This window comes from Pradoshia sp. Z6_59 (genome assembly GCF_058267515.1).
Map to the genome: position 1 here is coordinate 65,735 of NZ_JBZCPP010000002.1, position 24,247 is coordinate 89,981.

The 24,247-nt window shown below is 37.9% G+C and carries 30 protein-coding genes; 10 read left to right on the plus strand and 20 right to left on the minus strand.

The annotated features are described in order from the left end of the window. Nucleotides 1-21 precede the first annotated feature (21 nt). On the minus strand, nt 22-744 hold the full coding sequence (locus tag AC4D4B_RS02380) for an alpha/beta fold hydrolase (protein ID WP_490995447.1): 723 nt from the start codon (nt 742-744) through the stop codon (nt 22-24). 263 nt (nt 745-1,007) lie between these two features. Here AC4D4B_RS02380 and AC4D4B_RS02385 point away from each other — a divergent pair, with 263 nt between their 5' ends. After that, nucleotides 1,008-1,199 (plus strand): YjzD family protein, encoded by a 192-nt coding sequence (locus AC4D4B_RS02385; RefSeq protein WP_490995448.1) that lies wholly within the window; start codon nt 1,008-1,010, stop codon nt 1,197-1,199. Nucleotides 1,200-1,225: 26 nt separating this feature from the next. On the opposite strand, the gene AC4D4B_RS02390 is transcribed toward AC4D4B_RS02385, so the two are convergent. The 7 genes from AC4D4B_RS02390 to AC4D4B_RS02420 all read right to left on the minus strand — a co-directional run bounded on the left by AC4D4B_RS02390 (nt 1,226) and on the right by AC4D4B_RS02420 (nt 7,462). Then, nucleotides 1,226-1,411 (minus strand): YjzC family protein, encoded by a 186-nt coding sequence (locus AC4D4B_RS02390; protein WP_066101493.1) that lies wholly within the window; start codon nt 1,409-1,411, stop codon nt 1,226-1,228. Between the two features lie 46 nt (nt 1,412-1,457). Beyond that, nucleotides 1,458-2,420 carry an ornithine carbamoyltransferase gene (gene argF / locus AC4D4B_RS02395; protein WP_490995449.1) on the minus strand — a complete coding sequence of 321 codons (963 nt, stop codon included), beginning with the start codon at nt 2,418-2,420 and terminating at the stop codon, nt 1,458-1,460. A gap of 57 nt (nt 2,421-2,477) precedes the next feature. After that, nucleotides 2,478-3,641, minus strand: coding sequence for an acetylornithine transaminase (gene argD / locus AC4D4B_RS02400; protein WP_490999082.1), 1,164 nt, complete (start codon nt 3,639-3,641; stop codon nt 2,478-2,480). Further along, nucleotides 3,641-4,411: an acetylglutamate kinase gene (argB, locus tag AC4D4B_RS02405; protein ID WP_490999083.1), complete on the minus strand. Its 771-nt coding sequence runs from the start codon at nt 4,409-4,411 to the stop codon at nt 3,641-3,643. Before argB ends, argD begins: the two co-directional genes overlap by 1 nt. A 14-nt stretch (nt 4,412-4,425) precedes the next feature. Further along, complete coding sequence (argJ, locus tag AC4D4B_RS02410; RefSeq protein WP_490995452.1) at nt 4,426-5,652, minus strand: bifunctional ornithine acetyltransferase/N-acetylglutamate synthase; 1,227 nt, start codon at nt 5,650-5,652, stop codon at nt 4,426-4,428. Between the two features lie 25 nt (nt 5,653-5,677). After that, on the minus strand, nt 5,678-6,715 hold the full coding sequence (gene argC, locus AC4D4B_RS02415) for an N-acetyl-gamma-glutamyl-phosphate reductase (RefSeq protein WP_490999084.1): 1,038 nt from the start codon (nt 6,713-6,715) through the stop codon (nt 5,678-5,680). Nucleotides 6,716-7,255: 540 nt separating this feature from the next. Further along, complete coding sequence (locus AC4D4B_RS02420; RefSeq protein ID WP_066101510.1) at nt 7,256-7,462, minus strand: twin-arginine translocase TatA/TatE family subunit; 207 nt, start codon at nt 7,460-7,462, stop codon at nt 7,256-7,258. 240 nt (nt 7,463-7,702) lie between these two features. Here AC4D4B_RS02420 and AC4D4B_RS02425 point away from each other — a divergent pair, with 240 nt between their 5' ends. Then, complete coding sequence (locus AC4D4B_RS02425; protein WP_490995454.1) at nt 7,703-8,353, plus strand: MOSC domain-containing protein; 651 nt, start codon at nt 7,703-7,705, stop codon at nt 8,351-8,353. A 237-nt stretch (nt 8,354-8,590) separates the two neighbouring features. On the opposite strand, the gene AC4D4B_RS02430 is transcribed toward AC4D4B_RS02425, so the two are convergent. The 5 genes from AC4D4B_RS02430 to AC4D4B_RS02450 all read right to left on the minus strand — a co-directional run bounded on the left by AC4D4B_RS02430 (nt 8,591) and on the right by AC4D4B_RS02450 (nt 10,887). Then, nucleotides 8,591-9,061, minus strand: a complete 471-nt coding sequence (locus AC4D4B_RS02430; RefSeq protein ID WP_490999085.1) for a GNAT family N-acetyltransferase — start codon at nt 9,059-9,061, stop codon at nt 8,591-8,593. 185 nt (nt 9,062-9,246) lie between these two features. Then, on the minus strand, nt 9,247-9,381 hold the full coding sequence (locus AC4D4B_RS02435) for a hypothetical protein (RefSeq protein ID WP_490995456.1): 135 nt from the start codon (nt 9,379-9,381) through the stop codon (nt 9,247-9,249). 84 nt (nt 9,382-9,465) lie between these two features. Continuing rightward, nucleotides 9,466-9,735, minus strand: coding sequence for a thiamine phosphate synthase (locus AC4D4B_RS02440; RefSeq protein WP_490995457.1), 270 nt, complete (start codon nt 9,733-9,735; stop codon nt 9,466-9,468). Nucleotides 9,736-9,741: 6 nt separating this feature from the next. Further along, nucleotides 9,742-10,050, minus strand: a complete 309-nt coding sequence (locus AC4D4B_RS02445; RefSeq protein WP_490995458.1) for a metal-sulfur cluster assembly factor — start codon at nt 10,048-10,050, stop codon at nt 9,742-9,744. A 72-nt stretch (nt 10,051-10,122) separates the two neighbouring features. Further along, a complete protein-coding gene (locus AC4D4B_RS02450; protein WP_490995459.1) occupies nt 10,123-10,887 on the minus strand; it encodes a prolyl oligopeptidase family serine peptidase in 765 nt (254 codons plus the stop codon). Nucleotides 10,888-11,033: 146 nt separating this feature from the next. On the opposite strand from AC4D4B_RS02450, the gene AC4D4B_RS02455 reads away from it, so the two are divergent. The 3 genes from AC4D4B_RS02455 to AC4D4B_RS02465 all read left to right on the plus strand — a co-directional run bounded on the left by AC4D4B_RS02455 (nt 11,034) and on the right by AC4D4B_RS02465 (nt 12,265). Continuing rightward, nucleotides 11,034-11,852 (plus strand): Cof-type HAD-IIB family hydrolase, encoded by an 819-nt coding sequence (locus tag AC4D4B_RS02455; protein WP_490999086.1) that lies wholly within the window; start codon nt 11,034-11,036, stop codon nt 11,850-11,852. A 77-nt stretch (nt 11,853-11,929) separates the two neighbouring features. Continuing rightward, the gene (locus AC4D4B_RS02460) at nt 11,930-12,070 is read left to right on the plus strand and encodes a competence protein (RefSeq protein WP_490995461.1); all 141 of its coding nucleotides are present in this window, start codon (nt 11,930-11,932) and stop codon (nt 12,068-12,070) included. Continuing rightward, on the plus strand, nt 12,071-12,265 hold the full coding sequence (locus AC4D4B_RS02465; RefSeq protein ID WP_490995462.1) for a DUF3813 domain-containing protein: 195 nt from the start codon (nt 12,071-12,073) through the stop codon (nt 12,263-12,265). Between the two features lie 38 nt (nt 12,266-12,303). Here AC4D4B_RS02465 and AC4D4B_RS02470 read toward each other — a convergent pair whose 3' ends face one another. Continuing rightward, the gene (locus tag AC4D4B_RS02470) at nt 12,304-13,146 is read right to left on the minus strand and encodes a YitT family protein (protein ID WP_066101567.1); all 843 of its coding nucleotides are present in this window, start codon (nt 13,144-13,146) and stop codon (nt 12,304-12,306) included. Between the two features lie 135 nt (nt 13,147-13,281). Between AC4D4B_RS02470 and AC4D4B_RS02475 the strand changes: the two genes are divergently transcribed. The 3 genes from AC4D4B_RS02475 (at nt 13,282) to AC4D4B_RS02485 (ending at nt 14,978) form a co-directional block, all read left to right on the plus strand. Beyond that, on the plus strand, nt 13,282-14,139 hold the full coding sequence (locus AC4D4B_RS02475) for a DegV family protein (protein ID WP_490999087.1): 858 nt from the start codon (nt 13,282-13,284) through the stop codon (nt 14,137-14,139). An 87-nt stretch (nt 14,140-14,226) separates the two neighbouring features. Then, the gene (locus AC4D4B_RS02480) at nt 14,227-14,361 is read left to right on the plus strand and encodes a DUF3941 domain-containing protein (protein WP_490995463.1); all 135 of its coding nucleotides are present in this window, start codon (nt 14,227-14,229) and stop codon (nt 14,359-14,361) included. A gap of 125 nt (nt 14,362-14,486) precedes the next feature. Next, nucleotides 14,487-14,978 (plus strand): YajQ family cyclic di-GMP-binding protein, encoded by a 492-nt coding sequence (locus tag AC4D4B_RS02485; protein WP_490995464.1) that lies wholly within the window; start codon nt 14,487-14,489, stop codon nt 14,976-14,978. A gap of 54 nt (nt 14,979-15,032) precedes the next feature. Here the strand turns inward: AC4D4B_RS02485 and AC4D4B_RS02490 are convergent, their stop codons facing one another. Beyond that, nucleotides 15,033-15,467 (minus strand): DUF1259 domain-containing protein, encoded by a 435-nt coding sequence (locus tag AC4D4B_RS02490; RefSeq protein ID WP_490999088.1) that lies wholly within the window; start codon nt 15,465-15,467, stop codon nt 15,033-15,035. 226 nt (nt 15,468-15,693) lie between these two features. Between AC4D4B_RS02490 and AC4D4B_RS02495 the strand changes: the two genes are divergently transcribed. Together AC4D4B_RS02495 and AC4D4B_RS02500 are read left to right on the plus strand one after the other, a co-directional pair. Then, entirely contained in the window at nt 15,694-16,566 is an 873-nt protein-coding gene (locus AC4D4B_RS02495; RefSeq protein ID WP_490995465.1) for an SDR family oxidoreductase, read from the plus strand. Nucleotides 16,567-16,776: 210 nt separating this feature from the next. Next, nucleotides 16,777-17,643 (plus strand): SDR family oxidoreductase, encoded by an 867-nt coding sequence (locus tag AC4D4B_RS02500; protein ID WP_490995466.1) that lies wholly within the window; start codon nt 16,777-16,779, stop codon nt 17,641-17,643. A 47-nt stretch (nt 17,644-17,690) separates the two neighbouring features. On the opposite strand, the gene AC4D4B_RS02505 is transcribed toward AC4D4B_RS02500, so the two are convergent. The 5 genes from AC4D4B_RS02505 to AC4D4B_RS02525 all read right to left on the minus strand — a co-directional run bounded on the left by AC4D4B_RS02505 (nt 17,691) and on the right by AC4D4B_RS02525 (nt 24,209). Next, nucleotides 17,691-18,722, minus strand: coding sequence for a LacI family DNA-binding transcriptional regulator (locus AC4D4B_RS02505; RefSeq protein WP_490999089.1), 1,032 nt, complete (start codon nt 18,720-18,722; stop codon nt 17,691-17,693). A gap of 30 nt (nt 18,723-18,752) precedes the next feature. Next, on the minus strand, nt 18,753-20,420 hold the full coding sequence (locus tag AC4D4B_RS02510; RefSeq protein ID WP_490995468.1) for a glycoside hydrolase family 13 protein: 1,668 nt from the start codon (nt 20,418-20,420) through the stop codon (nt 18,753-18,755). 76 nt (nt 20,421-20,496) lie between these two features. Beyond that, nucleotides 20,497-22,038, minus strand: a complete 1,542-nt coding sequence (locus AC4D4B_RS02515; protein WP_490995469.1) for an alpha-amylase family glycosyl hydrolase — start codon at nt 22,036-22,038, stop codon at nt 20,497-20,499. A 36-nt stretch (nt 22,039-22,074) separates the two neighbouring features. Next, complete coding sequence (locus AC4D4B_RS02520) at nt 22,075-22,920, minus strand: sugar ABC transporter permease (RefSeq protein WP_490999090.1); 846 nt, start codon at nt 22,918-22,920, stop codon at nt 22,075-22,077. After that, nucleotides 22,920-24,209, minus strand: coding sequence for a carbohydrate ABC transporter permease (locus tag AC4D4B_RS02525; RefSeq protein WP_066101593.1), 1,290 nt, complete (start codon nt 24,207-24,209; stop codon nt 22,920-22,922). Before AC4D4B_RS02525 ends, AC4D4B_RS02520 begins: the two co-directional genes overlap by 1 nt. Nucleotides 24,210-24,247: the final 38 nt, after the last annotated feature.

A 24,247-nucleotide genomic window follows, 5' to 3' on the forward strand; every position in this document is an offset into this window, starting at 1 on the left:
CAACCCGAGGGTTATTCAGATTTATAAATCTTTTTCATGGTTTTTAAAAAAGGAATTGATTTGATAAGGAATAATATATCTTTTTTCCGGTGTAATATACTTAATTTCTGATAAAGGATGGTTGTCTATGAATGAGTTATATTTAATCGGCAGGTTGCTTTCCAGCTTATCGAGAACATGTACGATTAAGACAGGCATATCTTTGCCTAATGTCATATCCGACTTCTTCTCAATCCATTCTTTAAATGTATGATCATCCAAATGGTAGGCTTGGTACAATTCTTTCTTCATTTTCTTAAAGAAAAATTTATTTATTTCTTCTTTTTCATAGCTCTGTTTTACGGATAATATGGGATTTAGTAATACAACAGATCGTACTTTTTCTTTTAATTTATGACAAATTGTATCTAACACTAACGCGCCAGTTCCCTCCGCAATGATATGAATTCTTTCGTTAACAATCTCCTTACGGATAAAAAATGCATACATTTCTGTAGCTAAATCTGCAGCTTCAGCATTGCCCCAATGCGCACCGGATAAATAAGAGCTAAAAACCGTATACCCTCTCTTCAATAGATACTCTATCATCTGTTTTTTGCCGGGATGATCCAGCCAAAAATTAGCCTTTTCATTTATATAATGCTTATCTCCACCGAGTAACATAATGGCAAAGCCACTCGGTTGTTCCGGGTAAAAAATGGTTGTCCATTCTTTATTCAGTTGAAATGTTTTGTGATTTATCATAGCTTACCCCTCAAATAACCTTAGTCCATGTTAATGTATGTCATTATAAATCAATTTGTCCGGGCTATTTATCTCTCTGATTGCTTAGAATCGCCATTCTTTTTTAACTTGTATTCATAATCCATTACATTTTGGGCTATGTTATGATAAAACCCAAAGTAATAAAGTACAAACCATTTTTACCTAAATAATTTAAATTGTTTCCAGTGTTACGTATGGTATGATAAAATAATAACGGATTGTAGATGAACGGGGTGAGAAAATTGAAATATATTTTGACATTTATATGGACATTTGCATTAACACATATGGTGGTTTATGTAACAAGCTCAATGGTTGAAGGCGGTAAATACGATTTCAATACAGCTTCCATTCTTAGTGTGGTCATTACCCTATTAATTTTAGTGGTTTCAGCTGTAATACCAAATGATCCGGTACAGGAATCCGGACATTAATTCATTTTTCAAAAAAGGGCCGCTAATTAGCGGCCCTTTTTTGATACATATGTCCAATGACGATCATCATTGGTTGTTTCAGGAAAATACTCTCCTGCTTTCAGCTTAATCTTCTTTGGGTTAACGACATTGCTGCCAGTCTCCCCTATTTCGATATATTCACCATTATTTGGTGCCTTTTGTCCATGTTTAAAATGACGATTCTGTCCCAAAAAAATCCCTCCTTTTGTTCTAGAATCCCCAATTATGCTTCAACTATTAGTTAGGTTTGACCATTAAATCAACCAGAAGGGCTTTTTGAGCATGTAAACGATTTCCCGCCTGTTTAATGACAATGGAATTAGATGAATCAATAACGGAAGATGTCACCTCTTCGCCGCGATGTGCTGGTAAACAGTGCATAAATAAATAATCGAGTTTGGCACCAGCAACCAATTGCTCATTTACCTGAAATTTCTTAAAATCTTCCAGCCTTTTTTCATTCTCTTTTTCTTGGCCCATACTGGTCCAAACATCACAATAAATAACATCAGCTTCCTTAACAGCAGCCTCTGGATTGTGGGTCAGTTCTATTTTCCCTCCATTGATTATCGCTTCAGTCCTAGCTTTCTCGACCAAAAGAGGATTTGGTTCATAACCAGGCGGCGTTGCAATCGCAATATGCATACCGGATTTAACAGCAGCCATCATCAAAGAATTGGCAACATTATTCCCATCCCCGATATAAGCGAGCTTGATTCCACGAAGAGATCCTTTCTCTTCCCTAATAGTTAATAAATCAGCCAACGCCTGGCACGGATGCTCAAGATCAGTCAATCCGTTAATAACCGGTACACTGGAGCTTGCTGCCAATGTTTCCGCTCTGTCATGGCCAGTAGTACGTATCATGATTGCATCCACATATTCTGACAACACTTGTGCTGTGTCTGAAATCGGTTCACCTCTGCCAAGCTGTGTGTCATTTTTACTTAAGAAAATGGCATGCCCCCCTAGCTGAAGCATACCTGCTTCGAAAGAAACCCGTGTCCTTGTTGAATTTTTTTCAAAAATCATCCCCAATATTTTTCCATTTAATGGGGTATCCAAATATCCTTTATTCAGCCTTTCTTTTAAATCCATTGCGAGATTCAATAATTCATTCAATTGCTGCGCCGTAATGGCTTCCATAGATAAAAAATCTTTTTGACTGATTATTGGTTTAGTTCCATACAGTAGTTTCATATCTGCCTTTCCTCTCACTTGAAATTTATAGACTATACGAACGGGGCATCAGATAACTTAGGCCTTCGTCATTGTTAGATTGGTTTTGCATACTTCCTTTAAAATGGCTAAAGCTAATAAAAGCTCATCTCGTGAAACAGTCAACGGAGGAAGCAAACGAATCACATGCGAGCCGGCTGGTAAGACAAATAATTGATGTTCAATTATTTGTTTAATATAGGGAGCTGCTTCTTCCTTCAATTCAATCCCGATCATCAGACCCTCTCCCCTGATCTCTTTTATAACTGGGATATCCTCGGCTGCTATCTTCAGTACACTAATAAACCATTCAGCTTTATCCCTGATTTCTACTAAAAATTGAGGATTGCTTATTTGATTCAACACCACTTTGCTTGCCGCCAATGATACTGGATTTCCGCCAAAGGTAGAACCATGAACACCTTTTCCAAATGATTCTTTCAGCTCTTTTTTGGCTACCATCGCACCTATAGGCAGACCATTAGCAAGACCCTTAGCTGTGGTCATAATATCGGGTTTGATTCCCTTATACTTTAAATAAGCAAAAGGATAGCCTGTTCTCCCATTTCCCGTTTGAACTTCATCAATAATCAGCAATATATTGTTTTCATTGCAAAGTTGATGAAGGCCCTTAAGAAAGTCCTCATCAATCAGCATAATCCCACCTTCACCTTGAATGATCTCTACCATAATAGCCGCTACATCTTCATCAATAGCCTTATGGACTGCATCAATATCATTAAATGGTACATAAACAAAGCCTTCAAGTAATGGACCAAATCCATCATGGATGCTACTTTGTCCAGTAGCAGCCATTGCTCCAAATGTACGGCCATGAAAAGATTGTTGAAATGTAATGATTTTCGTTTTTCCAGTTGCTCTTCTGGCCAGCTTTAGTGCCGCTTCATTTGCTTCCGCACCGCTATTGCAAAAGAAAACACCATCCAATCCGGTAAGCTCGTTCAGCTTTAATGCCACTTCTTCCTGAATGGGAAGCTGAAACAAATTGGACGTATGCCAGAACAATTCCATTTGTGCCTCAACAGATTTTTTGACTTCATCATTTTTATGTCCGAGATTAACCACACCAATACCGGATGTAAAATCAAGGTATTTCTTTCCGCCCTCTGCTTCAATCCATGAACCATCCGCTTTTATTGGTGTGATATCCCATTTTTTGTAGACCGGTAATAGCGCAGACATCACATCACCCTCTCCTCAGCTCCAAGGAATGTACCCAGCCATTTATCATCAGTAAAGAATCCGGATACACCACTTGTAATTAATATTGTTGACGCACCTTGCTTTTTAGCAGATAAAGCTGCCTGCACTTTTGGAATCATCCCGCCATATATCGTTCCCTGATCAATCATTTGGGTGATTTCTGATTCTGTTATATGCTCAATAGTTTTTGTACCATTCCTTATTCCATCGACATCCGTTATAAAAATGCACATATCTGCACTTAGGGCTGCCGCAACAGCACCAGCAGCGGAATCTGCATTTACATTAAGCTTTCGTCCTTCTTTTGACATGGAAATTGGGGTGAGTACGGGATACACCCCATTCGATAACAGACTCTCTAGAAGATGGCTGTTTACCTTTTTAATCATTCCTACCTCACCAAGCTCTGCTTTATTAATATAATCTGCTTCCAATATGAATCCGTCCGACCCATTTATTCCGATGGTTTGAAACCCTTTTGATTGTAATTTATGAACAAGCTGCCTATTCGTCTTACCAGCAAGGACAAGCTCTGCTATCTCAAGGACCTTGACAGATGTTTTTCTTAACCCCTTTTCAAACTGAACAGGAATTTCAAATTTAGCGAGCATATCATTTATATCTGGTCCGCCCCCATGAACAAATACAAATGAATATCCTCTATCCTCCAGCTCTCTTAAACTATTGAAAAAATGATCGGTTAATTGATCAATAATGCTTCCCCCGCATTTGACAACAATTAGCTTCATCCAAACATCTCCCCTTAAGTTCGATAGCTTGCATTAATTTTTACATAATCATACGTAAGGTCGCATCCCCATGCAGTTCCTGTGCCCAGTCCATCTGTCAATTCGATTCTGATTTGGACTTCATTGCCTAGTAAATAATCACGGGCCTTTTCCTCATCAAAAATAATGGGTGCACCAAAATGAAGAACCTCCACGGGTCCGAAGAAAATACTTACCCGGTCCTGATTAAAAGGGATATTGCTTCTCCCCATCGCTCCGACAATCCTGCCCCAATTGGCATCGGCCCCATACACGGCAGTTTTCACTAAATTTGATCCAATAACGGTTTTTGCAAGTGCTTGAGCCTCTTGGTCTGTTTCTGCTCCTGATACCACCACTTCAACCAGCTTGGTCGCACCCTCACCATCACGTGCAATTTGTTTAGCCAACGATTCGGAAGCCTCTTTTAATAAATTTACAAAGCGATTCCATTCCGGATGCTTCTCAGAAAGCATTTGATTATTTGCCATTCCATTTGCCAGTACAACAACCATATCATTGGTTGAAGTATCTCCATCGACTGTTATTTGATTAAATGAAACATTCGTTACAGTTCTTAATGCTCTTTGCAAAGATTCCTGATCCACATTTGCATCCGTTGTAATAAATCCAAGCATCGTTGCCATGTTAGGATGAATCATGCCTGATCCCTTTGCCGCTCCTCCCATTGAAACGACAACCCCATCTATTATAGTTTGAAAAGCACAGCTCTTAGTCTTTGTATCCGTTGTCAGAATAGCCTCTTCAAAATGTTCGGCTCCCGCTTCCTGGTCTGTCAGATGAATATTTGCAATTCCAGTGCATATCTTATCAATCTCTAAAAATTCTCCAATCACTCCAGTAGAAGCAACCGCTACGTAGGACGGAGGTATTTGTAATTTATCCGCTACATGTGACCGCATACGATAGGCATCCTTCAATCCACGTTCTCCGGTACAAGCGTTAGCACATGCACTATTTACTACGACTGCCTGCAGCTTTCCCTCTATTTTCAAGCTCTCCTTCGTAACAAGGATCGGAGCTGCCTGGTAAGTGTTTAATGTATAGACGGCTGCTGCATTCGCTGGAACAGTTGAATATAAAATAGCTAAATCATTACGCGCGTAGCGTAAGCCTGCATGGATTCCTTCTGCCTGATACCCTTTTGGTGTAAGAATCCCTCCTCTTACTGCCTTAATATCCCCATTCATTAGCACATTCATAGATTATCTCCACTCCCTTTGTTCCTTAAGGATAGACTGGATAGAAACGTAAACCTTCTGTTTCTTCAAGTCCCATCATAATATTTGCGTTGTGAATCGCCTGGCCTGCTGCTCCTTTGACGAGATTATCAATTACAGAAACCACGGTGACTCTTCCTGTCCTCTCATCCATTCTGAAACCGATATCGCAAAAATTGGAGCCATACACTTCCTTTGTCGATGAAAAGCTATTTTCACCTCTATAACGAATAAAGAATTCATTTTGATAAGCTGTAAGGAAAGCATTATGAATATGTTCAGCTGTTACTTCAGGCTTTACCTTTGCATGCATCGTCACCATAATTCCACGTGTCATGGGAATGAGATGAGTAGTAAACATAATAGGAGAAAGCTCAGAGTCCCATTCTGATAATTGTTGTTCTATTTCAGGTATATGTTGATGCTGATGTACTTTATAGATTGATAGGTTATCATTTACATGAGCATAATGTTTTGAATCATTACTCTTTTTACCCGCCCCTGAAACACCTGATTTGGCATCAATAATAATGTCAGATGATTCAATTAATTTATTTGATAAAAGTGGAGCTAATCCTAACAAAGCAGCTGTCGGGTAACAGCCTGGATTTGCGATCAAACGGCTCTCACGGATTGCCGCCCGATTCCATTCAGATAGTCCATAAACACTCTTTTGTAATAGATCGCTTGATGGCGGTGACCCTTCATACCACTTTTCATATAATTCTCCGTTTTTTAACCTATGATCTCCGGATAAATCTATAATTTTCAAACCATTCTTATACAATTCCGGAACAAGTTCCTTTGATACGCCACTGGGCATTGCCAAAAACACAAGTTCACTTTGCTTAGCAATTAACCCTGGATCCACTTCATTTAAAACATGGGGGATCAGTCCAAAATGCTGTCTATTTTCATGATCAAGCCGATTACCTGCACTCGAAGATGAATATACAGCCGTTAAATGGAATGTTGGATGACTCGAAAGTAAACGTATTAATTCCATTCCACTATATCCTGTAGCCCCTACAACAGATACATTCATGTTTCCACCCCATCCATTGATTGTATATTCTGTAATATCTATCTATTATAGTATGTATATTTATAAAATCAAATGTATTTTTATTTATTTTCAGAAAAATGGTCATCTGCCTAATTTATATAGTTCAAAATATATATCTTCATCATCATTAAACTATGTCAAAGGTAGTATTATGACCTTGATTACTTTTCCAGAAATTTTTCAAACAACCATCCCTTAATAATCAGTCCTACATTTTATACTCAACAAATGCTGTTATTCACTGCCAGCCAGGTTGACCTAATTATTTATTTATTCGTTGCTTTAAAAGCTATTCATTTAACAAAAAATAAAAGCTCCATTTTAAAACAAAATCAAGATGGAGTATCTTTTATACATAGTTATATAAAAGGATGGTTTTTTACTTACTATATCTTTATTGCCCTTTATTCAAGACATTAAAGTATCTTTTGGCACCACACCATAAAGACAAACTAAAAACCACCCCGTCTGCAAAATAAAGGGTGGTTTATCATAGTACTTTAAAATTTTTATGAAACATTAAGGATTTGGCGTTTTCTCAATATTGACCTTATTGTTCTTTTTAACTTCATCATCATCTTCTATTATATCTTTTGTAGCATTTTTAAACTCTTTTAATGTTTTCCCAAATGCCCTTCCTATTTCAGGAAGCTTTGATGGTCCAAAAATCATTAATGCGAGAACTAATATAAGAATAAGCCCAGGTACTCCAATATTTGAAAACATATTATTCTCTCCCATCTCAATCTATCTCTACTAAACATTAGCATGTTCCCATAGCTATCCTACCATTCTCTTCACCGAAAAACAATTATTGGAATTTCCTTATCATTAGTTTGACAGGTTTAATTTTCCCCTAAGGGCATGACATAATTACTAATTTTTGTAATAAATTATGTCTATACGTAATAGACTGTCTTTATTTTTGCTAATATTAAAGAAATAAAGATGAGAGAGGGGATTAGCTTGATCAGTGGAACAATCGAATCAATACGTGTTGGAAAACCTACATCTCTACCCTATAAGAGTAAAATTGTACAATCTGCTATCTATAAAGATGAAGTCCACTACCCCATACAAGTTGCAAAGACCAACCTAGAAGGTGATGAACAAAGTGACCTTAATCATCACGGAGGTCCTGATAAAGCAATATGTGTATACCCCTCAGAGCATTACCCATACTGGTCAGAAAAAATCGGACAATTATTTAAAGCGGGAGATTTTGGAGAAAATTTAACTTTATTGGGATTAACGGAGGATAAGGTTAGGATTGGCGACATTCTTAAAGCAGATGGCTGCCTATTTCAAGTTACCCAACCACGGGAACCCTGTTATAAAATTGCCGCTCGGCATAATATAGACCAATTACCTTTCTGGATTAGAGCAAGTGGCTATTCGGGTTATTATTTACGAGTTTTGGAGGAGGGTATCCTTACTAAAGGTTCTGTCATTGAAATTATCGATCGAGCCCCACAGAACATTACGATTGCATATGCCAATCAAATTATGCATCATGACTCCAGCAATAGAGAGGCCATCCAAAGTATCCTTTCCGTCGATGCTTTATCAGAAAGCTGGAAAGAGAAATTTAATAGGATATTGGCTTTGGCTAAATAATACACATCTTTTTTGGAGACTGGCCGTCACATTCATATACCCAGTCTCTAATGCCTATCCAATAATATAAAACCTTTCAATCTTTTTGCGTAAATTGACCGTCTCTGCTGTTCGATTATCTGAATAACAGTCAAACTGCGATTCCAAATAAAAATGGTTCTTTCCTGTATTTCTTCATTTCGTAGATAAACTACATATATGAGTTCACTCCCCAAAATTATATGGCGCTACTAACTACTATTTATTTAATTGAAATTTCCTTTCTAAACGAATCATGTCCCGGCACAGCATACCATTTTCATAGATTGGCTCAGGATAATTCCTACTAAAATAATCATGTTCGATACCCATAATTCTAAAGCCAACCTTTTGATAGAGTGCAAGTTGATAGATACTTGAATTTCCAGTACCTATCTCTGCGATGCGATACCCTTTGGCAGCTGAAAAGGAGCAAGCATATTCAATCAGTGCTTTCGCATATCCTCTGCCCCGCCATTTTTCATCTACGGATAGATTCATAATTTCTACTCGTTCCGTTGTTTTTGGAGTTACAATAATAATCCCTGCTATATCATTATCAATAGGAAGTTCAAAGGTATAGCCTGTATCGCTATATTTTTCGATTTGCCGTCTAGAAGGATCTGCCTCCATTAACAACTGCCAATGTTTTTCGGTAAGTTCCGTACATATGCGAATATTCCCTATCACTCTTCTCTATCCCTTCTTCTATCCTTCTCTTCTGTACATGGTTTTAGGATTCATAAATACCTATATTAACTGTAAACCATCTATCTATAATCTTCCTGTATGATTGATCAATTCACCTAATCATTTTCTCTAATATGAAAAAAAGACGATTCAGCCCAGTATAGCTGATCGCCTTTTTATAGGAATTAAATGCTTTCCTCCTCATCATGATAAGCAATCAGAATAATATCTTGGCCTAATTGCTCGCTGAGTTTTTCTTGGAACTCATTTAATTGCCTTACCTGTTCTTCATTTAATTGGGCTAGGTCATATTCACGCATGTTTGTTATGCCTCCTATCAAGAATAATAGCGGAAGAGATTCTCACTCTTTCACTTTTATCCTTCCCATAAACCCTAATTCATTTCATGATTCTTTACATACAAGCTGCTGCTTAAACGATTCGACCGCTTGAAGTGGATGATCACTTAAAGCAATCGCAGAAACAACAGCCACTCCATCAGCACCAGCTTCTATTATTGATTTCATATGATCTGGAGTTATCCCACCTATCCTTACAATCGGCAGCTCTGGATAAAGCTCCGCCACTTCCTTTAAAAATAGCTTGGATATTAAAAAAGATATTCTTTTCCATAAAAAAGAGAGCCTTAAACTCAGCTCCCAAAATATATTCAAACTTTATTATTGTACTCCCAAGGCAATTTTCGCATAACGGGACATACGATCCTTTGTCCATGCCGGTGTCCAAACAATGTCTACCTCAACGTTTTTCACTTCAGGCAGTTCCTTTAATGCATAACGTACTTGATCGACAATGGTACCTGCCAAAGGACAGCCCATCGCGGTTAATGTCATCGTTACTGTCACATCGCCTTCGTCAGTCATATCGACATTATAGACTAGGCCTAGGTTTACTATATCAATTCCCAATTCAGGGTCCAAAACTTCTTCCAATGCACTCATAAGACTATCTTTCATATCTTGATCCATGGTAAATTCTCCTTCCTTAACATTCTTGTTTCAATCCTACCAAATTTCACTTAATCTGACCAATCTAAATCCTTATACAAGATTCTCTTCTATCCAGTTTACGGCCTGGAGCAACCCACTTCTGGTAACAGCGTGACCGGCCGTCTTATCAGATATGTAAGTAATCATGCCAGATTCTACTTTTTCCTGGTGGTTTTCTACAAATGCACGACCACCTGCAATCGGTACAATAGGATCCTTTTCCCCATGCCAGAAGAAAAGGGGACGATTGTTTAATTTTTCAGGCTGCAAGGATAAATCAAGTTCTTCAAGAGTACTGAATACTTTCAATTTTTCTTCCTCCGTAAAACCTAAATCAATCCCCTGTTTTTCAAATTCCTCCACTTGATACTGCGCAAACTCTTTATATGCCGGGTTTCCCATCAGACTGACTCCCACACGAATCCAATCATATTGAGTTAGGGCTCCTAGTGTCGTGATTGCACCCATAGATGTACCGCCCAGACCTATACAATCATAAATCGCTAATCCATGCTCTGTGATATATTTTTTTATCATATGCAATTCTTTTATAGAGGAAATAACAATTTTCCAAAATGAACTCGATAAATCCTTCTTCATTTCCCGTTCTTCTCGTTCACCGTGCAAGTATGCTTCAGGCAAAAATACTCTAAATCCCTTTTCCGCCAGAAGATACGCATAGTGCAGATTATGCTCTTTTGCACTGGTAAAACCGTGAAGAAAAATAAATCCGGGGAGAGGTACATTATTCATATCCTGCTTACCTACGATAAGCATCGGAATATGTTCAACATATACTTTCTCTACTTGTATCATTATTATTCCCCTTCTCTATATATTTTTTTACAAACCAAACGATACCATTAAACGGCTATACTTGTTATGATATATAAAATAGGAATCTAAATGGAATTAATTCAACTTATAATTCTAGAATAAATTTAATTTAGAAGGAGAGCCATATGTCAGATAAACACTTAATTGTACTTGATTTAGATGGAACGTTATTGAAAGATGATAAAACCATTTCTCCACGCACCAAAAAAGTATTGCAAACATTACAAAATAATGGTCATGAAGTGATGATTGCTACTGGAAGACCATACCGATCAAGTGAACCTTATTATCGTGAAATGCAATTTAAAACCCCGATTGTGAATTTTAATGGAGCTTTTATTCACCATCCCCTCCATACAGGCTGGGGCATGCATCATTCGCCGCTAGATATAAAAGTGGCAAAAGACATTGTGGAAGCTATGGACGATTACCGTTTCCACAATATTATTGCCGAGGTAAAGGATGATGTGTATTTCCATTACCATGATGAAAAATTAATTGATGTTTTGCATCACGGCAGCACGAATATAACTACAGGTGATCTACGCCAATTTTTACAGGCTTCCCCTACTTCGATGCTTATTCATTCCGATGAAAATGATGTCGCCGGAATCAGGAAACACCTTTCGGATGTCCACGCTGAAGTCATTGATCACAGACGCTGGGCAGATCCATGGCATGTCATCGAAATTGTTAGAAATGGAATGAGCAAAGCGGTTGGTGTTGATTTGGTATCAAAAGATTTAGGAATTTCCAGAAAAAATATTATCGCATTTGGCGATGAAGATAATGATCTAGAAATGCTTGATTATGTGGGAACCGGCGTAGCCATGGGAAATGGTATTGAACAGCTGAAAAATGTTGCTAATCACATCACATTATCAAATGAGGAAGATGGAATTGCAGTCTTCCTTGAAGAGAAATTTAATATAAAATCTGCGTGACTAACATAATCTCCGTCTGGTTATGATAGATATGACTCTTTCTTTCGAGTCACACCTTGAATGCGGGAGGTACTTCCATGGGAAAAAGAAATAAATCAAAGCGCTTTGTTCAACAAGGTAAGACGGCTGTGTCTAAACATAGTGAGCGATTCCCATATCGCTTAACAATGGCTGAGGCTGAAGAGAATCGTGATTCTTCTACCTGTGGAGGACTGTAAATGCGCAATGAATTATTTAGCCGGGCTCAAAAAGCTGTGGAATTGGCACAGATAAAAAGCTCTAATCAACAGGAACTAATCACTAAAGCACGCAATGAGCTTTCTTCTGCATTTGCGAATTCAACACTGGCTGAGCAGGCTCAATTGCATACCATGCAGGATATACTGGATTCCCTTGAAAAGCATTCAAACTAATGAAGAAGAGCACAAGACTAAGATCTTGTGCTCTTCTTTTAATCTTTCCGGAAAGAACCGATAACCCCGGTAGATTGAACGATATTTGTAAATGCATGTGGGTCTACTTCCTGAATAACACTCTGCAGGTCATATAGCTCATAACGGCTTATCACGATCATTAGCATATTTTTATCTTCGCCCGTAAAGGCTCCAACAGCAGGAATCATCGTTATTCCGCGTACCAGCTTGGAATGTATCGCCTGCTTCAATTCATCTGCATGTCTTGTTACAATCATAGCCGTAACTTTTATATGTCTTGTGTGAATAGCATCAATTACTCTCGTAGAAACATATAATGAAATTAATGTATAAAGTGCCTGTTCTTCTGAATACATAAGCCCCGCAATGGCTACAATAGCTCCATTCAGCATTAAAAAGTAAATGCCGATTGGCTTATCATTGATTCTGGAAAGAATCATTGCCACAATATCCATACCACCAGTGGAAGCACCGAATCGAAGTGTGATTCCCACACCGGCCGCTCCAATTACACCGCCGAAAACAGCATTCAGGATAATATCATCTGAATAGGATTGTACAGGTAATATTTCTAAGAATAATGACATTAATACAACAGCTAAAAAGCTGTACACTGTGAAAGACCTTCCAACCTTAAACCAAGCAAGAATAGCAATCGGAATATTAAGAGCAAGTAATAAAATCCCTGTAGATAAATTAATATTCGTAAACATGTCCAATGCTGCTGATATAATTTGGGCTGTCCCCGTGAACCCACTCGCAAACACGTTTGCAGGTATCAAGAAATAATTCATTGCGATCGCATTTAATAAAGCTCCAACCACAACAGCCAGTATTTTTTTTGTTTCATTCCAAACCAAATTTAGCTCCTCCTTAAGTTGACAACTGAAAATAAATTCCCCATGATAGATAGATATGTGAACAATTTTTGTTTTCTATAAAAGATAATAGACTTATAATTAAACTAAGTAAATTTTAAAAAAGTAGGTGTCTATATGAGTGTACAAATATTGGCTGATAGTGCAAGCGATTTGCCATTAGAATACTTCCAGGATAATAACATCATTCTTTTTCCATTAAAAGTACATCTTGATGACAATGAATATGATGATCAAGTTACAATCAAACCAAAAGTAGTCTACGATGCCATGCGCGAAGGAAAAGCACCAAAAACATCACAGGTGTCTCCACAAAGTTTTTACGAAAAATTCGAAGAGCTGGCAAAAAATAAACAACCCGGACTTTATGTCGCATTTTCTTCCGAATTAAGCGGTACCTATCAAACAGCTGTCATGATGAGAGACGAAGTTAAAGCTGAGTACCCAGATCTTCAATTAGAAATTGTCGACAGTAAATGCGCGTCTTTAGGCTATGGCTTAGTCGTCATGGAAGCCGTACGCAAAGCCGCTAAAGGAGCCAGTCTCGAAGAACTGAAAGAAACAGCACAGTTTTCAGCCTCCCATATGGAACATTTATTTACGGTAGACAATTTGGAATACCTGGCTCGTGGTGGCCGAATTTCCAAAACATCTGCTTTTTTCGGCGGGTTATTGAATATCAAGCCGCTGCTAAATGTTGAAGATGGCAAACTGGTTCCACTGGATAAATTCCGCGGCCGCAAAAAACTGATGCAAGCCGTCATCGATGTCATGAAAGAACGAGGAGACCAATTAGATAAACAAATAATTGGAATCAGTCATGGCGATGATATCGAAAAAGCTATGGAATTCAAGCATTTAATTGAAGAAAATTTCCAACCAAAATCCGTATATATTTCATCTGTCGGTGCAACTGTTGGCGCTCATGCCGGTCCAGGTACCATTGCAATATTTTTCTTAAATAAACTATCCTGAAATACATTCTGATGTATACATATTTTCCCCCACTTGCAGCATACTAGACATATTCCTAGTAAATAATTAGCAAGGGGGCTAACACACATGGCTTATCATACTTCAGATAACGATAAAAAAGCCAGAGATAACCAAGCTAAACATGAAATTAAAAATATTCAGGAAGAGAAAAACCGAAAAGCCGGAAAAAAATCTTTTTCAAAAAAGACTGATCACTTATAAGTAAAATCTCCATTTCAACATATTAACTGTGTATAAAGAGGATTTCAATAAAAAATCCTCTTTTTCACTTGTAATTGAACTTATATAGTGCTTTTTTTATAATAAAAATAAAACGGAGGGATCCTATGGCTAAAGAAAGCTCATTTGACGTGGTTTCAAAAATTGATTTATCAGAGGTAACAAATGCTGTAACGATGGCAATGAAGGAAGTAAAAACACGTTATGATTTTAAAGGTAGCAAAAGTGATATTAAGCTGGAAAATGAGGAACTCGTGCTTGTTTCTGACGATGATTACAAAATGGGGCAATTAAAGGATGTTTTAATGAGCAAGCTCATTAAACGGGGCGTTCCCGTTAAGAACCTTGATTACGGAAAAATGGAAGGCGCTTCAGGCGGCACAGTTCGCCAACGTGCTAAATTGGTTCAAGGTATAGACAAAGACAACGCAAAGAAAATTAATTTAATTGTTAAAAATGTCGGTAACAAAGTAAAATCCCAAATACAGGACGATCAAATCCGTGTGACCGGAAAAAGCAAGGATGATCTTCAGCAAGTTATTGCAGCCATTCGGGAAGCAGATCTTTCTATTGAAGTTCAATTTATCAACTTCCGCTAGTAGTTACATAGATTTATTCATTATCGATAAGGGGCAGCCCATAAAAGTCCAACTTTAACGACTTTTGGGACAGCCCCTTATTTTAGTTTTTAAAACCTTAAATGCTTCCCTTACCTTTCTTGCAAACTGTAAAGGTGGTTCAACTGATTCAAAGTGCATATACATTGCCCTAGGTTCTTCGAATAACCAGTGATTATGAATTGCAGTAACAATAATATCCCGTTTTCGTAGTTCCGTTAATAATGGATTAATTTCTTCTTGCAGCAAAACAGTCTCACCTAAGTTTAATGTATTCCCTCTTCTATCTAAATTCTCGAAGGAAAAAATTTGAGGATTAACCAATGGAGAAATTGTTTTACGATTTAAAATCTCAAAGTCAATATCTCGAAACCTCTGAACCAGGCAAACTCCATTTTCATCTAGACTACTATCACCATCAAGTATCCTTGAAAATTCGCGGCATAGTTCTTTTTTATTGTCCCAACCCATCCTTATTCTCCTTTAACAAAGCAATTTTATTAGAGATACTCCCCTTTTTTACACTATGATTTTCTTCTAAGCATTGTGTGGACAAGCATACATAGATATAGCTTTTTTAAAATTAACCAATGAGTGACACCTGTTCATTGATGGTATATTTCTCATCTTCCATGTTTCTTTTTCCATAAATGAGGAATAACAATAGGGAAACATTAATTGGAAAGGATGTTGTGAAATGAATGAAGATATAAAAATCGGTAAAGATGGATTTCCAGCCCAAGAACAGGATACTCAACCTGGTGTAACAAACGAAATGCATCCTGAACCAAAAGAAGTCGATGAAAATTATAAAGGCAGCGGTAAATTAAAAGGAAAAGTAGCGATTATCACAGGCGGAGACAGTGGGATTGGCCGATCTGTTGCTCACTATTATGCTAAAGAAGGCGCCAACGTCGCGATTGTGTATTTAAATGAACACGAGGATGCGAACAAAGCAAAAGATTTAGTGGAAAACGAAGGTGTACAATGCATGCTGTTAGCTGGAGATATTGGGGACAGTGCTTTTTGCCGCGAAGTCGCTGAAAAAGTTAAAAGTGAATTCGGCAAAATTGATATCTTAGTCAATAACGCAGCTGAACAGCATCCTCAGGAGAGCCTGTTGGATATTAGTGACGAGCAATTAGAAAAAACATTTAGAACCAATATCTTTTCACAATTCTATTTAACAAAAGCTGTTCTTCCTCACTTATCTAAAGGAAGTTCCATTATTAATACAACTTCTGTAACAGCCTATCAAGGTAACGCACAATTGATTGATTATTCTTCAACGAAAGGTGCCATTGTATCCTTTACACGTGCGCTTTCCAATAGTATCGCCAGCAAAGGAATCCGAGTGAACGCAGTAGCACCGGGTCCAATTTGGACACCATTAATTCCCGCTACATTCGAGGCTGATAAAGTAGCTGAATTTGGTAAAAACGTTCCGCTTGGACGTGCTGGACAACCATCCGAATTAGCCCCAACTTACGTTTATTTGGCAAGTGATGATTCCAGCTATGTCAGTGGACAGGTTCTTCATGTAAATGGCGGCTCTGTTGTGAATGGGTAATTAGCGATTCTAGGTCATATACAAAAAGACAGGGTAACACTCTCATTTGATAGTGTTACCCTTTTTCATATTCTTTCTATATAGCTTATAACCCTCACTTGACGCTAATTATATAATCTTATCCAGCGCCCATCATGACGAAAAATGTTTTGTTTCACCAAACAGTGGAAAAGTATACACATAGATGAAAAATATAGGAGGTATTCAGTTGTGAGTGAAAGATTTAATAATGCGCCAGGACAAGAGCAAGAAGTACAACCAGGATTGCAGTATAAAATGGATCCTGAACCTATTACCGTTACTTCTTCCTATAAAGGCAGTGGGAAATTAAAAGATAAAGTGGCTATTATTACAGGCGGTGACAGCGGAATTGGCCGATCTGTTGCAGTCTACTTTGCCAAAGAAGGTGCCGATGTAGCTATTCTTTATGTAGATAGAGAGCAAGAAGATGCCGAAAAAACAAAAGAGCTTGTAGAGGCGGAAGGCCGAAAATGCCTGTTAATCACAGGCGATGTTGGATACGAGGATGTTTGTATAAATGCTGTAGAAAAGACAGTGGAAACATTCGGTAAACTCGATATTCTTGTCAACAACGCTGCAGAACAGCATGTTCAAAAAGAATTTACTGACATAACTTCAGAACAATTGGAACGCACATTCCGAACCAATATATTCGGATATTTTTATATGGCAAAAGCGGCCATGAAACATCTTCCGAAGGGCGGAAAAATCATCAATTCTTCCAGTGTAACAGCCTATCAGGGTAATCCATTGTTAATTGATTACTCATCTACAAAGGGAGCGATCGTATCCTTTACCCGCGCGCTTTCCAATAGTGTTGCACCTAAAGGAATCTATGTAAATGCCGTTGCACCGGGCCCTATTTGGACACCGTTAATTCCCGCATCCTTCTCTGCTGAGCAAATTGAAGAAAGCTGGGGTCAAAACACACCGCTTGGCCGTATTGGGCAGCCTGATGAATTGGCTCCTACTTATGTGTACCTGGCAAGTGATGACTCGTCCTATGTATCCGGACAAACCTTGCATGTAAATGGCGGCAGCGTCGTAAATGGATAAAGAATAAAAAATGGTGAAGACACCTTTAGGGTATCTTCACCGTTTCTTTATAAATTTACCTCATTTTTTGCAACAGATGACCGAATAATGAATTGATGCGGAATAATCATACGCATCGTTGGTCCCTGGGGGTTCTTTATTTTGGAAATCAGTAATTTGACTGCCTGATACCCCAATGTCTCAATATTGATATCCACAGAGGAAAGAGCCGGCTTTGACAATTGCGAAATTAAGACATTATTAAAGCTTACTACTGAGATATCTTCTGGAACACTAATATCCATTTCATCAAGCATGTTCAGTACCCCAAGTGCCATAAAATCATCAGCAACTATTAATGCTGAAGGAGGTTTATCAAGATTCATTAATTGCTTGACTGCTTCTTTACCACCTTCAAGCATGAAATCTTCATGAATCGCATATTCTTTTAAAATAGGTATTCCAGCATCCTTCAGTGCTTCCTCGTACCCTCTCATCCGTTCAATCGTGACGACCAGATGAGCACTCCCTCCAATAAAGGCAATATCCTTATGCCCGTTCGCAAGTAAATAATCGGCTACATCCTTGCCAGCCTGAAAATTATCGTTATCCACATACGTAATACTGCTGTCATGCATAGGTGGTTTTCCAATGACAACAAAAGGGAAATTTATTTTATATAGATAGTTCAATACGGTATCGTCAACTTTGGAGTAGAGCAGAATTACTCCGTCCACTCTGCCGCCATGTACCATTTTTTCAACTTCATTAAATATTCCCTCATCTGATATCCCTGTAGTAATATGTAAGCCATACAAGTCTTCATGGGCAGCCTGGCTCAAACCCTTCATAACCGTAGAGAAAAATGGATTTAAAAAAGATCCATCTCCAGACTTGGGCATAACGATTCCTAAAACCTCACTTGACTTGTTTGCCAAGCTTCTCGCTATAAAATTTGGATGATAGCCGAGTTCTTCCATTGCTTCTCTAACTTTTCTTTTTGTCTTCTCGCTTATTCTTGGATTGTTGGCAATTACTCTGGAAACTGTCGAAGGTGCCACATTTGCCAATTTCGCTACGTCTTTTATCGTTATCGCCATACGATTGTTCCCCATTTCCTATTCAGCGATCTATTTGAAGAGATAGACTCTTGATTCATATGGTGATAAATAGATATTACCCTGTTCGTCTGTTTCTTCACTATGATTATTATAATTACTAAGGATTAGCTCCCCTGTCAACCCATTGAAAGCCGGTAGAGTAATAACTTCACTATCTTCACTGAAATTACAGATTACTAAAGCGGTTTGTTCATCTGTAAATCTGGAGTACATGTACACATTAGGATCATCCTCTAGGTAAAGCTTATATTCACCATAAACAAGACAATCATACTGCTTGCGCAAGCGAATCATTTTTTTATAAAAGGAAAGAATCGAATTGGAATCCTGACGCTGATGCTTGACATTAATATCCTGGTAATTTGGATTCACCTTCATCCAAGGGATTCCTAATGTAAAACCACCGTTTAACGAATCATCCCATTGCATTGGCGTTCTGGAATTATCACGTCCGTTTTTCCATATTACTTTCATAATATCAAGATGGTCTCTTCCTTTAGCGGTTTCTAACTGATAATAATTCTTCATACTAATATCATCGTAATCATTAATAGAAGGAAAAGCTACATTTGTCATGCCAATTTCCTGCCCTTGATAAATAAAAGGGGTACCCTGCATGAAGAAATACATAGTTCCTAGCATCTTAGCACTTTCTTGCCAATACTCCTGATGATTTCCTAGCACTGATACAATACGTGGTTTATCATGATTTTCTATGAATAACGCATTCCAGCCTTTACCATGTAATACAGTTTGCCATTTTGACAGGATTCTTTTTAATGATACAAGGTCGAGATCAACTTCAGTTTCTTTTTCCCATAAGCTCAAATGCTCGAATTGAAACACCATATCAAATGCACCTTTTTGTTCTTCTACCCACGGGTCTGCATCTTCGGCGCTTACCCCACTTGCTTCTCCCACCGTCATAACGTCATAGTTTGAGAATGTTTTCATCTTTAATTCTTGAAGGAAATCATGAATCCCATCCTGGTCCGTATACATCTTGAACCCTTTTATCCCGTTATCATCTAATCCTGCTGAATTTGGAAAACCAGCCTTCTTTTTTATATGGCTAATAGCGTCAATACGGAATCCGTCAATCCCTTTATCTAACCACCAATTGACCATATTATACACGGCCTCTCTCATATCCTTGTTCTCCCAATTCAAATCAGGCTGTTTTGTTGCAAATACATGCAAATAATATTGCCCACTTTCCACATCATATTCCCATGCACTGCCCGAGAAAATGCTCTCCCAATCATTCGGTGGGCCACTAGGGCTTCCATCACTCCATATGTACCAATCTCTTTTAGGTGAATCTACTGATGTTTTGGATTCTAAAAACCACGGGTGCTCATCACTTGTATGGTTAACGACCAGATCCATGATAAGCTTCATACCCCGTTTATGAACTTCCGCGAGTAATTCGTCAAAATCGTCCATCGTTCCAAATTCGTTCATGATTGCTTGGTAATCACTGATATCATAGCCATTATCCGCATTGGGGGATTGATAAATAGGGCAAATCCAGATAACATCTATCCCCAGTTCGGTTAAATAATCAAGTTTATTAATTACCCCTCGTAAATCTCCAATCCCATCTCCATTGGAATCTTTAAAACTCTTTGGATATATTTGATAACAAACTGCTTCCTTCCACCATTTCCTATTCAAGCACCTTCAACCTCACTTATGCTAGTCTATGATTATTATTTAAAAAATGGAGGAAAAAGCATCCCTCCATTTTCGTTCAATTATGATTGTTTTGCCGTCTTCCTTTTCTTCGTGCCAAATAAAGGAATCCAAAGAACAAGATATTAACTAAAGCAATTACAGCAATGAATACATAATTTACGCCGCTTTTTTCTGCTGCCAAATAGACTTCTGATGTTTCGCGGTCCAAAGTAATTGAATAGGTATCATTGCTTTTTCTCACCATATCTGCGTTAAGCCTGCCACGTAATTCTTCACTTGCTGGAAGATTAGCCGCATCAAGTTGAATGGTTTTTGTTTTCGAGCTATTATTAATTGCAATAATCATGATTTGGTCTTTATACTCTCTTTTATAGACGACCATTCCATCCTGCTCGCTCAAAAGTTCAAGAGTTCCTTTCCTTAAAGCAGGATACTCTTTACGCAGCGCAGCTATTTTACCTATATATTCAATTAAATCCTTATCTGTTCTGAAATCCATCATGCGGCGATTATCTGGTACCTCATTACCATTCATGGCTATCTCGGATCCGTAATAAACCATTGGGATACCAGGCATTGTATACATATGGGTTATCAGTAATTCCCATCTCGTTCCAGGGAATTGATTATGATCTTGCATTGATTTAGTGAATCTTGGTGTATCTTCTGTATCAACCATAATTCCTAACTGATGTGGTTGACTCATCGATTGCATTCGCTCATTCCAAATAGAGAATAATGAATCCATCTTCTGATCCGGTTTAGCAAATACCTCTCTCAACGCTTCCATTTGTTGTTTATCTAGTACACCATCAATACCTGATTCCTTAAGGTCAACCAAATCAGATTTATTTTCTATAGTACCATTACCAAGTAGAAAGAAATCATTTTTAACCGATTTCATTTCTTTACTGAAATTACTCCAAAAATCAACAGAAACATACTCCAAATCATTCAAACGATAGCCGTCAATATTGGTTTCTGTAATCCACCACTTCGCAGCATCCAACAAGTAAGCAGATACCTCAGGATTTTCCTGTGCCAAATCTGGCAATCCATCTATCCATCCAGCCTGTGTGTCTTCCTGGTTACTTGCAGAGGTCACATCTTTTCTTTCATGAAACCAATCTTCTTTTGCCGGATCCTTAAGCCATGGATGATTAGGTCCGACATGATTCGCATTAAAGTCAACGATTACTTTCATATTACGTTTATGAGCTTCTTGCACTAACTGTTTAAATTCCTTTAATGTTCCATAATTCTCATTGATCTTTCTATAATCCAGAGCCCAATCGCCATGATAGCCTGATTCTGTGTTTTCAACGATTGAATTTAATGCAATAGTGGTAAAGCCCATTTCCTGCAAATAATCTAGCTTTTGCATAATACCGGCAAAATCACCGCCCTGGTATGTATTATGATTATCCAGGTCCACACTATAATCATTTTTCGTATTCCCATTATAAAATCTGTCCACCATGATGAAGTAGATGGACTCATCCTGCCAATCTCTTTCCTCTCTTTCATCCGCAGATACCGGAATTGTCGAAAATAAGATAAACGGCGCCAGCAGAATGGCCATTACTTTTTTTAACATACTAATTTCCCCCTTATTTCTCCCATCAAAATAACCTTATCCCTTTGTACCGCCAGCCGTCAATCCGGAAACAAAGTATTTTTGGAAGAATAGGAAAAGAGTAGCAATTGGAATGGCAATTAAAACCGAACCTGCTGCAAACTTAGTGAATTCTGCTCCAAATTTCTTACCAACCAGTTCATATAAACCAACTGCAATCGTATACTGATCACTTGAGCTAATTAATATTTTCGCTAAAATAAAATCTCCGAAAGGAGCAACAAAAGCGAATAATGCTACAACCGCTATGATTGGTTTTGCCAAAGGCAGGACGATTTGGAAGAAGATACGTAAATGACCGGCTCCATCCATCTTCGCACTTTCATCGAGTTCACGTGGAATGGTATCAAGATACCCCTTCATCAACCACGTATTCATCGGAATTTGTCCACCCACATACAGTAAAATTAAGCCGATATGTGTATCCAGCAATCCTGTCCGAACGGCCAATACATAAATGGCAATCAAGGCTGCAAAGTTCGGGATCATTTGTAAAATCAAAAAGGTCATTAATCCATTTTTTCTTCCAACAAACCGATATCGTGAAAACGCATAGGCTGTAAAAGAAACCGTAATAACCGTTAAAGTCATGGTCATAATACTAATTTTAAGAGAGTTAAAGTACCAAATCAGATAATCACTGTTTTTCATATCAAATAGCTCTTGATAATGGTCTAGCGTTGGATTTTTGGGAAACATCGTTGAACCGGACAAACTGTTCCCCGGATTAAAGGATGAGCCTATAATCCAAAGAATTGGATAGATGACAATGGCAAACATGATGGCTATGACTATATAAGATAAGGTTAAGCGGATTATTTTATTCTTCTTTGAACTCTTCATTACATCATATCCTCCTCTTGGAAAGACTTAGTCCGTTTAAATTGCCACAATGCTACAGACATGACAATTAGTGAAAGAATCATCGTAACTGCGGCAGCTTTTCCATATTGAGCCGATGTCATCGTCAATCTATAAATCCACGAAATTAATATATCCGTACCCCACGCATTTTGACCCGGTATGGCAGGGCCTCCGTTATTAAATAAAAAGATTAAATTAAAGTTATTAAAATTAAACGTATACTGTGTGATTAGTATAGGCGCAGTGGCAAACAAAACGAGCGGTAAAGTAATTTTTCTGAATTTCTGCATCAAGCTAGCCCCATCTATCGTGGCCGCTTCATATAAATCCTCCGGTATAGATTGAAGGACTCCTGTTGTCATGGCAAAAATAAATGGAAAGCCCAGCCAGCCCTGTATAAGGATTAAAGCAAGTCTTGTCCAATTTGCTTCCGTCATCCAATCCACTGGAGGTAAACCAAGAGCCGGAAGAATGGTCGTATTGATAATACCAAATGATTCATTGAACATACCTGAAAATACAAGAATGGATACAAAGGCAGGAACGGCCCAAGGTAAAATCAGGACGGTTCTAATGATGGCCTTGCCCTTTAAATCTTTCTGATTAACCAATACTGCCAGAAAGACTCCGAGTGCAATTTGTAAAGTCGTTGCTGTAAATGTCCATACAATAGTCCAGCCAAACACTTTAAAGAATGTGGTTCTCCATATTTCTATTTTAAAAATATCTATAAAGTTTTGAAATCCAATCCAATCGACCAGATTTGCAGGTGGGGAATGATACAAATCATAGTTTGTGAATGCCAAAAGGAAAGAGAAGATAATCGGAAATATAACAACGAAAATTAATAACAAAAATCCCGGAGAAACAATTAGATAGGGGAATCCATTATCAATTAAATTTTGATATTGCTCGCGTATAGAATTTAATGCAATCTCTTGGTCTCTCTTTTTACCATTGTTATAAGCATCGTAAATATTAAAAGCGTAAATACCTAAACCAATAATCGTTACAATTAACGTTAGAATGCCGTCTATCAATAAAATAACAGAATGATCAAGCTTCGGAATTTCACCTAAAGTGACCAATCCCCAAAATCCAATATTTAACATATCTGCAAAAGCAATAAAAAAAGAGGCTGTCAAAATAAGAAAGATAATTCCTTTTATGTATTGTTTATTAAAAAACTGTCCAAACCCTGGAATAATCGAAAATAAAGCAGCCTTTTTAGCATAGTTGGTTTTTGTTTGAGCAGGAATTATATCCATCGTGGGTTTTTCCCCTTTCTTCGAAAAAGAATTGGCTA

What these genes read in the sequence shown, in the direction of transcription:
- AC4D4B_RS02380 (WP_490995447.1), bottom strand. Translation starts at nt 744, where the DNA reads ATGATAAATCACAAAACATTTCAACTGAATAAAGAATGGACAACCATT.
- argF (WP_490995449.1), bottom strand. Translation starts at nt 2,420, where the DNA reads ATGAAACTACTGTATGGAACTAAACCAATAATCAGTCAAAAAGATTTT.
- argD (WP_490999082.1), bottom strand. Translation starts at nt 3,641, where the DNA reads ATGTCTGCGCTATTACCGGTCTACAAAAAATGGGATATCACACCAATA.
- argB (WP_490999083.1), bottom strand. Translation starts at nt 4,411, where the DNA reads ATGAAGCTAATTGTTGTCAAATGCGGGGGAAGCATTATTGATCAATTA.
- argJ (WP_490995452.1), bottom strand. Translation starts at nt 5,652, where the DNA reads ATGAATGTGCTAATGAATGGGGATATTAAGGCAGTAAGAGGAGGGATT.
- argC (WP_490999084.1), bottom strand. Translation starts at nt 6,715, where the DNA reads ATGAATGTATCTGTTGTAGGGGCTACAGGATATAGTGGAATGGAATTA.
- AC4D4B_RS02420 (WP_066101510.1), bottom strand. Translation starts at nt 7,462, where the DNA reads ATGTTTTCAAATATTGGAGTACCTGGGCTTATTCTTATATTAGTTCTC.
- AC4D4B_RS02435 (WP_490995456.1), bottom strand. Translation starts at nt 9,381, where the DNA reads ATGCGTGAATATGACCTAGCCCAATTAAATGAAGAACAGGTAAGGCAA.
- AC4D4B_RS02445 (WP_490995458.1), bottom strand. Translation starts at nt 10,050, where the DNA reads ATGGATCAAGATATGAAAGATAGTCTTATGAGTGCATTGGAAGAAGTT.
- AC4D4B_RS02450 (WP_490995459.1), bottom strand. Translation starts at nt 10,887, where the DNA reads ATGATACAAGTAGAGAAAGTATATGTTGAACATATTCCGATGCTTATC.
- AC4D4B_RS02455 (WP_490999086.1), top strand. Translation starts at nt 11,034, where the DNA reads ATGTCAGATAAACACTTAATTGTACTTGATTTAGATGGAACGTTATTG.
- AC4D4B_RS02460 (WP_490995461.1), top strand. Translation starts at nt 11,930, where the DNA reads ATGGGAAAAAGAAATAAATCAAAGCGCTTTGTTCAACAAGGTAAGACG.
- AC4D4B_RS02465 (WP_490995462.1), top strand. Translation starts at nt 12,071, where the DNA reads ATGCGCAATGAATTATTTAGCCGGGCTCAAAAAGCTGTGGAATTGGCA.
- AC4D4B_RS02475 (WP_490999087.1), top strand. Translation starts at nt 13,282, where the DNA reads ATGAGTGTACAAATATTGGCTGATAGTGCAAGCGATTTGCCATTAGAA.
- AC4D4B_RS02480 (WP_490995463.1), top strand. Translation starts at nt 14,227, where the DNA reads ATGGCTTATCATACTTCAGATAACGATAAAAAAGCCAGAGATAACCAA.
- AC4D4B_RS02485 (WP_490995464.1), top strand. Translation starts at nt 14,487, where the DNA reads ATGGCTAAAGAAAGCTCATTTGACGTGGTTTCAAAAATTGATTTATCA.
- AC4D4B_RS02490 (WP_490999088.1), bottom strand. Translation starts at nt 15,467, where the DNA reads ATGGGTTGGGACAATAAAAAAGAACTATGCCGCGAATTTTCAAGGATA.
- AC4D4B_RS02495 (WP_490995465.1), top strand. Translation starts at nt 15,694, where the DNA reads ATGAATGAAGATATAAAAATCGGTAAAGATGGATTTCCAGCCCAAGAA.
- AC4D4B_RS02505 (WP_490999089.1), bottom strand. Translation starts at nt 18,722, where the DNA reads ATGGCGATAACGATAAAAGACGTAGCGAAATTGGCAAATGTGGCACCT.
- AC4D4B_RS02515 (WP_490995469.1), bottom strand. Translation starts at nt 22,038, where the DNA reads ATGTTAAAAAAAGTAATGGCCATTCTGCTGGCGCCGTTTATCTTATTT.
- AC4D4B_RS02520 (WP_490999090.1), bottom strand. Translation starts at nt 22,920, where the DNA reads ATGAAGAGTTCAAAGAAGAATAAAATAATCCGCTTAACCTTATCTTAT.
- AC4D4B_RS02525 (WP_066101593.1), bottom strand. Translation starts at nt 24,209, where the DNA reads ATGGATATAATTCCTGCTCAAACAAAAACCAACTATGCTAAAAAGGCT.